General features: G+C 49.2%; 8 protein-coding genes. 3 read left to right on the top strand and 5 right to left on the bottom strand.

The annotated features are described in order from the left end of the window. Both ACEW8P_RS10215 and ACEW8P_RS10210 read right to left on the bottom strand, forming a co-directional pair. On the bottom strand, positions 1–1,352 hold a 1,352-nt coding region (locus tag ACEW8P_RS10215; RefSeq protein ID WP_373512983.1), incomplete at its 3' end, for a CCA tRNA nucleotidyltransferase. A gap of 108 nt (positions 1,353–1,460) precedes the next feature. Next, complete coding sequence (locus ACEW8P_RS10210) at positions 1,461–2,231, bottom strand: AMP nucleosidase (RefSeq protein ID WP_373512982.1); 771 nt, start codon at positions 2,229–2,231, stop codon at positions 1,461–1,463. Between the two features lie 34 nt (positions 2,232–2,265). On the opposite strand from ACEW8P_RS10210, the gene ACEW8P_RS10205 reads away from it, so the two are divergent. Then, entirely contained in the window at positions 2,266–2,709 is a 444-nt protein-coding gene (locus ACEW8P_RS10205; protein ID WP_373512981.1) for a type I restriction enzyme HsdR N-terminal domain-containing protein, read from the top strand. A gap of 215 nt (positions 2,710–2,924) precedes the next feature. Here the strand turns inward: ACEW8P_RS10205 and ACEW8P_RS10200 are convergent, their stop codons facing one another. Together ACEW8P_RS10200 and ACEW8P_RS10195 are read right to left on the bottom strand one after the other, a co-directional pair. After that, positions 2,925–3,539, bottom strand: coding sequence for a YceI family protein (locus ACEW8P_RS10200; protein WP_373512980.1), 615 nt, complete (start codon positions 3,537–3,539; stop codon positions 2,925–2,927). A gap of 94 nt (positions 3,540–3,633) precedes the next feature. Further along, the gene (locus tag ACEW8P_RS10195; RefSeq protein WP_373512979.1) at positions 3,634–4,089 is read right to left on the bottom strand and encodes a MarR family winged helix-turn-helix transcriptional regulator; all 456 of its coding nucleotides are present in this window, start codon (positions 4,087–4,089) and stop codon (positions 3,634–3,636) included. Positions 4,090–4,233: 144 nt separating this feature from the next. Between ACEW8P_RS10195 and ACEW8P_RS10190 the strand changes: the two genes are divergently transcribed. Both ACEW8P_RS10190 and ACEW8P_RS10185 read left to right on the top strand, forming a co-directional pair. Continuing rightward, entirely contained in the window at positions 4,234–4,815 is a 582-nt protein-coding gene (locus ACEW8P_RS10190) for a nucleoside triphosphate pyrophosphatase (RefSeq protein ID WP_373512978.1), read from the top strand. Positions 4,816–4,877: 62 nt separating this feature from the next. Beyond that, positions 4,878–6,419, top strand: a complete 1,542-nt coding sequence (locus ACEW8P_RS10185) for an alpha-amylase family glycosyl hydrolase (RefSeq protein WP_373512977.1) — start codon at positions 4,878–4,880, stop codon at positions 6,417–6,419. Positions 6,420–6,421: 2 nt separating this feature from the next. Here ACEW8P_RS10185 and ACEW8P_RS10180 read toward each other — a convergent pair. Then, positions 6,422–6,784: transcription elongation factor (locus ACEW8P_RS10180; protein ID WP_373512976.1), on the bottom strand; the 363-nt coding region annotated here is incomplete at its 5' end.

Here is a 6,784-nt window from a genome sequence, read left to right as displayed (position 1 = left end):
TCGTTGGGGATGATGCCTTCGAGGATGGCTTCCCGGATGGCTTCTTTAATGAGGCCAACTTCGCGGGAAGGTTTCAGATTGAAGGTCTGCATGATGATTTCTCCAGTGATGACGGGCTGGAAATTGCGCAATTTATCCCTTTCTTCCAATTCTTCCAGTCGCTCCTCCACCAAGTCGAAATTGGCGAGGTACTTTTTGACTTTCAGCGGGTTTTTGGACGTTATGTCGGCGCGGCAAAGCTTCATCAGAGCTTCCAGATCGTAGCCCGCATCGACCAACAGGCGGCGTAGGGCAGCATCGGTGATTTCCTCGCGCGACAGCACGATGGGTCGCAGGTGCAGCCGAACGAGTTTTTGCACAAATTTCATCTTCTCGTTAAGCGGCAGCTTCATCCGTCGGAATATCTGCGGCACCATCCGCGCACCAGCTTCCTCGTGGTTGTGAAAAGTCCAGCCCGCTTTCTTGTCGAAGCGTTTCGTGGCGGGCTTAGCGATGTCGTGCAGCAGGGCCGCCCAGCGAAGCCAGAGGTCGTCGGTGAACTCGCAGACGTTGTCAAGTACCTGTAGGGTATGGTAGAAATTATCCTTATGACCGCGACCGTCAATGATTTCCACGCCATGCAGAGCAATCATTTCCGGAAATATTTTTTCCAGCAAACCGCATTGGTACAATAGCTTGAAACCATAAGAAGGCGTTTTAGACAAAATAATTTTGTTCAATTCGTCCGTGATGCGCTCCATCGACACGATCTCGATGCGATCCTTCATGGCGGCGATGGCATCGTAAGTGTCCGGCGCAATGTCAAAATTGAGCTGCGACGCAAAGCGGATGGCACGCATCATGCGTAGTGGGTCGTCAGAGAAAGTGACCTCGGGTTCCAGCGGAGTACGTAACATCCGCATCCGCAGATCGCGCAGTCCATCGAAGGGATCGATCAACTCGCCGTAGTCGGCTTCGTTTAAGCTGATGCCAAGGGCGTTGATGGTAAAGTCGCGGCGGTTCTGGTCATCTTTCAAAGTACCATCTTCCACGATAGGCTTGCGCGATTCAGCGCGGTACGATTCTTTCCTGGCTCCGACGAATTCTATTTCCAGATCACCGCTTTTCACCTGAGCGGTGCCAAAGTTTTTGTACACCGCCACGTGAGCGTCCGGCCCCAGTACCTTAGCCAGTCGCTCGGCCAGAGCAATGCCGCTGCCCACACAAACGATATCAATGTCCTTACTTGCTCTTTTCAATAACAAATCCCGTACAAAACCACCGATGACGTAGGTTTGCACGCCTTCGGCACGGGCCGCTTCGGCGATTTTCTGAAAAATAGGGGAATGAGATATTTTGTCCTGCAAATTCATGCCGCAAAGGTAAACAAATGTGGTACGGGCATCTTGCCCGTTGGCTTTGAATTTGCCCCAAAACCAAGAAGTTTAGGCCTACAAGACGGGCTGGAAGCCCGTACCACATCATTCAAACCGCAGGTGCTTCACTGACTCCCCAGACTCAGCCAGTTCAGTGAGTGCGTCGATGCCAATATCAATGTGTTTTTGAACAAAGAGCGAGGTCACTTTCTTATCGCTTTCTTCGGTCTTGACGCCTTCGGGTATCATCGGGTTGTCCGACACCAGCAACAATGCGCCGTGGGGAATGGAATTAGCGAAGCCGACTATGAAGATTGTAGCCGTCTCCATGTCAATAGCGATTGAACGTATTTTCCGCAGATATTTCTTAAACTTCTCGTCGTGTTCCCAAATCCGACGATTAGTGGTATAAACCGTACCCGTCCAATAATCCATCTCGTGCTTCGCAATGCTCGACGAAACCGTTCGCTGTAAGCGAAACGAAGGTAAGGCAGGAATCTCAGTTGGCATATAGTCGTTGCTGGTTCCCTCGCCCCGAATGGCCGCGATGGGCAAAATAAAATCACCAATTTGTGTTTTCTTTAAGCCACCGCATTTTCCTAAAAAAAGAACGGCTTTCGGATCAATTGCGGACAGCAAATCCATCACCGTCGCTGCCATCGCACTGCCCATACCGAAGTTAACGATCGTAATATTATTAGCGGTAGCCGTCTGCATGGCTCGCCCAATGCCCTTTACTTCGACGTCGAATTTCTCCGCAAACATCGTGACGTAGTTAATGAAGTTGGTAAGCAAGATATACTCACCAAACTCCCCGGCGGGCGTTCCTGTGTAGCGTGGTAGCCAATTCTTGACGATCTCTTCCTTCGTATTCATTGATTTATTGGCTAACTATTCAGTAGTTTTAAGGATGGAATCGTTGAATCTACCTCCATTCGGGCACAAAGTTAAGGAGCTGAACGGGAAACCGCACATTTATGACATTATTCGTCGCAAGTACATTATGCTTACGCCCGAGGAATGGGTACGTCAGCATTTCGTACATCTGCTAATCAACCAGTATTCGTTCCCCAAGTCGCTGTTTGCGATCGAAACCGGCCTTTTTTATAATAAACTAGCCAAGCGCTCCGACATTATGGTTCTGAATACCGACGGTCAGCCGCATCTATTGGTAGAGTGCAAGTCCCCGGATGTGAAAATCTCATCGGCTACTTTTGCCCAGATCGCCCGCTACAATTTCACGCTACGTCCTGCTTATCTAGCGATTACCAATGGAATGAGCCATTTTTGTTTTGAAATAAGGAATGGGCAGATCGCCTACCTGGACGACTTTCCGGTATTTGAAAGAAAATGAAGTCCGTCTGAACAAAAAGAATTTATGTCGACAATGGAAGTACTTCCGATTGGCACTGGACCACTTATGGTCTTCATTTCAACCGACTCTTTACGCAAATCCAGGTACCGCTTACGCAAAAAGGTCGGCACCCTTTCGCAGGACACCGACCTCGTTGACTTAGTCTCTCAGTTATAGCTAATTCGGAGCGAACAGCGCTCGTAAACGTTGCTTACTTATTTCATTCCTACGAGATCCACCTCAATCTCGAAGTCGTCATATACCATCTTATCGCCCAGCGTAGCAACGTCGAAGAAGGACTTGGAACGAAATTTCATGTCGTACTTGGAGCGATCCACTACGATAGTACCCTTCACCATCGCTTGGCCGCCTGAAGAAGTTACCGTTACGGGAAAAGTAACAGGTTTGGTGATGCCCTTAATCGTCAGGTCGCCCGTCACATCCACCATGCCGCCAGATTTGGGAGCGGCTTTGGTGAGAACAAACTTGGCAGTAGGATGCTTTTCTACACCAAAGAAATCGTCCGATTTCAAATGGCCAATGAGTTTGCCATTCATGTCCTTATCGGCAATGTCAATATCCTTGATGCTATTCATCTCGGCCACAAATGAGCCACCCGTCAGCTTCATGCCGTCCAGCGTAAAGGAACCCGATTGCAGGTCGATCGTGCCGTGGTGCTCACCCGTCACTTTCTTGCCCCGCCAGATCAATTCGCTCTTAGAAGTATCCACCTTGTAGGTAGTAGCCTTAGGCATTTTTTCGACCAGTGTCGCGCTCGTCAGCATTAGCCCGGCGGCGGCGGTCAAAGACATTAGTTTAAATAGCTTCATACTTGCAATTGATTTTGTAAAATGAGAGAACGCACAGAATAAAAAAAGTGTGTGTGTATAGTGCGTGATTTGTTTGTGTGTGTATAGTATGGCCCTAAGCGGGTGAACGTAATTTATCTAAAAGTTCATTTAACTGAACTGCCTCTTCAAGACTAAGTGTATGGAGTTTTTTCTCCCATTCATCGACTATTGGGTCCATAGTGATGAGCAAATCCAGACCCTGTGTCGTTATTTTTACATCTACTGCCCTGCGGTCAGTCACGCTTACTTCGCGAATCAACAACTTCTTAGCCATCAGCTTATCTACTAGCCGAGACGCATTGGAAGTCTGATCCAACATCCTTTCCGTAATGGCATTTACCTTCATGGGTTTTGGATGATGGCCCCGTAATATCCGTAGAACGTTGTACTGCTGGGGTGTCATATCATGTTCCCTCAACAATACATGCTGCTGATGCACCATCCAATTGCCCGTATAAGTCAGATTGATTACCATTTTGTGGTAAATAGACCTAAACCTGCTCTGCCTGATGGCTTCTTCGATGGACATATAATTTAAAAATTTGGCAAAACTAACGTTTTTACAAATGATGTACAAACATCTATCTGTTTATTTTCTTGTTTTTATCCTAAAATACTGTGACTCTTTTCGCTTTTGCTGTAAATTGTCGGTTTGATTTACAAAAATACTTCAATGCGCATCCCCCTCTCCCGTCCGCTGATACTGGCTTCTAACTCGCCGCGCCGCCAACAACTTCTGGCGCAGTGCGGTTTCGAGTTTTCTATCGAAGCACGGCCCACCGACGAGGTTTTTCCCACGACCATGCCGCCCGACGAAGTCCCCGCATATCTCGCCCAAAAGAAAGCGGAGCAATTTCAGTACGCTGCAAAGGACAGTATTATCCTTTGCGCCGATACAATCGTGGTGAAGGACGACCTCATCCTGAACAAGCCCGCTGACGAAACAGCGGCATCAGAGATGCTGCAACGCCTCTCCGGTACAACACATCGGGTAGTTACTGGGGTTTGTTTGTTGGACGGAAATAACATGACTACCCAAACTGACATCGCCACCGTCACACTGCGCGAATTCAGCCGAAGTGAACTGGATTTCTACGTAAAGTACCAGCCGCCCTTCGACAAAGCGGGCGGTTACGGGATTCAGGACTGGATCGGACTCATCGGCATCGAGCGTATTGAGGGTTCTTACTACACGATCATGGGATTACCTACGCATTTGGTTTATGATATGCTGAGACCTTATTTTATAGAATAAAGGCATAAAAGGAAGTACCCCATTCCGGGCAAGGTTCCCCAAATCGATATCAATTCCACAATTTGACGATTCAACTACCACACAATAGCGCGGGCTGCTCCGTCACCACTCCCCGCATTTGCTACGAAATCTTCGTCCGCTCCTTCTGTGACTCCAACGACGACGGCATCGGTGACCTGAATGGCATTACTTCCCGACTGGATTATTTGCAGGATTTGGGTATAGAGGCGATTTGGCTCACGCCGATTCAGCCGTCCTCCACCTACCACAAATACGATGTTATGGATTACTACGGCATTGATCCCGAATACGGCACGCAGGACGATTTCCGTCGGTTACTCAGTGGAGTCCATGCGCGCGGCATGAAGCTGTACATGGACTTGGTCATCAATCACACGAGTGTTCAGCACCCCTGGTTCGAGCAGGCGCGGATGGGTGCCAACGATCCATACCGTAACTTTTACTGGTGGATGACGCCCGCTATGATTGATGCATTAGGCGTGAAAAAGCGCGAAGAAACCGCCGACGCTCACGTGATTTTTCCCTGGCACGACAACCCTGGTGATCCTGAAAAGTATTATGCTATGTTCTGGAAAGGTATGCCCGACCTTAACTACGAAAGCGAGGCCCTGCGCGAGGAGATTTATAAAATTGTGCGCTACTGGCTTACCGAGGTGGGCGTGGACGGTTTCCGTCTTGACGCCGCACGACACATTTATCCGCCCTGGCTGCGGGAGAAGAATATCGACTTTTGGGAAGAATTCGGGCAAGTTGTGAAAGCAGCGAAGTCCGACGCTCACACGGTTGGCGAAGTTTGGGCCAAAGCCAAAGAGGTTGCACCTTACTTCAAAGGTTTGAAAGCAAATTTTCACTTTGACCTGAGTTTTGCTATTCAGCGAATCATTCGTACCGGAAAAGATCAGGGGCTTGTCAAAAAGGAGCAGGGAATTATTGAGAAATTGCGGGAAGACTACAGCATCTTCGGTACTCACAACCCCGACTTCGTAGATGCGACCATGCTCACCAACCACGACCAAAATCGCATTGGCAGCGTAGCGGGCGCGAGCATTAACAAAATGAAACTGGCGGCCACGATGCTGTTGACGCTGCCCGGCCAGCCTTATATCTATTATGGTGAAGAAATCGGAATGCTGGGCGTAAAACCCGACCAGCATATCCGTGAGCCATTCCTCTGGACCGATCGGCCCGACGATCCCGGACGCACCCGCTGGATCGAGCCGCTTTACTCCCGATCCGGGGTAGTGCGTTCAGCCGAGGCGCAATTGGCCGATGCCGATTCTTTGCTCAATCATTATAAAAGACTAATCGCGCTGCGGAAGAAGTACCCGGCGCTGAGCCAAATTCGGCGGCCTAATCTGGCCCCCGTCGCAGGCCAGGACAAAAAAATAATCGCCTACGTCAGAACGCATCCGACGGAGCCGATTCTGGTCATTCACAATATCTCGGGAAGGACTCGAAGGGTAGATTTGGGAGAAGCGGCAGCGGCTTTTACGAAGATTTTGTTCCAAACAAACGTGGAAAAAACTCTGAGTTTGCAAAAGCTAATGGTACCTGCTTACGGGAGTCTGGTTTTGGGAAAATAAGGCTATTCAATCTCCTCGATTTTCCAGTTTTTCCCCCGAAATGCAACCGTTTCCCCTACTTGCTTGCCTAATATTGACTTACCGACGGGGGAAGCTGCCGACACGACCATTACTGTTTGGTCTTCAATTTTGATTGCTCCAGCACTCACCGCGATATAAAAATAACCTGCCGTAGTTTTTACCAAAGATCCCATTGCCACGCGCTCGTAACTGTCCGGCTCCGGTGTCGCCTCTAGGCGTTCAAGAATCGTATTTTCCTGGCGGGCCTGTTCGTACTGCCGGGCGTGCATATTCCGGTCGAGCTGGCTCATGGAGCGCGTCGTTTCGTATTTATCGCCCGCTGAACTTTTGCCTTCAGAATTGGC

The organism is Persicitalea sp. (assembly GCF_041751555.1).
In the GTDB taxonomy this organism is placed as follows: Bacteria; Bacteroidota; Bacteroidia; order Cytophagales; family Spirosomataceae; genus Persicitalea.
This window is presented reverse-complemented; position numbering and strand designations above follow the sequence as displayed.

Excerpts from the sequence above, each read along its gene's own strand:
- ACEW8P_RS10210 (WP_373512982.1), bottom strand. The coding sequence starts at position 2,231 with ATGAATACGAAGGAAGAGATCGTCAAGAATTGGCTACCACGCTACACA.
- ACEW8P_RS10195 (WP_373512979.1), bottom strand. The coding sequence starts at position 4,089 with ATGTCCATCGAAGAAGCCATCAGGCAGAGCAGGTTTAGGTCTATTTAC.
- ACEW8P_RS10190 (WP_373512978.1), top strand. The coding sequence starts at position 4,234 with ATGCGCATCCCCCTCTCCCGTCCGCTGATACTGGCTTCTAACTCGCCG.
- ACEW8P_RS10200 (WP_373512980.1), bottom strand. The coding sequence starts at position 3,539 with ATGAAGCTATTTAAACTAATGTCTTTGACCGCCGCCGCCGGGCTAATG.
- ACEW8P_RS10205 (WP_373512981.1), top strand. The coding sequence starts at position 2,266 with ATGGAATCGTTGAATCTACCTCCATTCGGGCACAAAGTTAAGGAGCTG.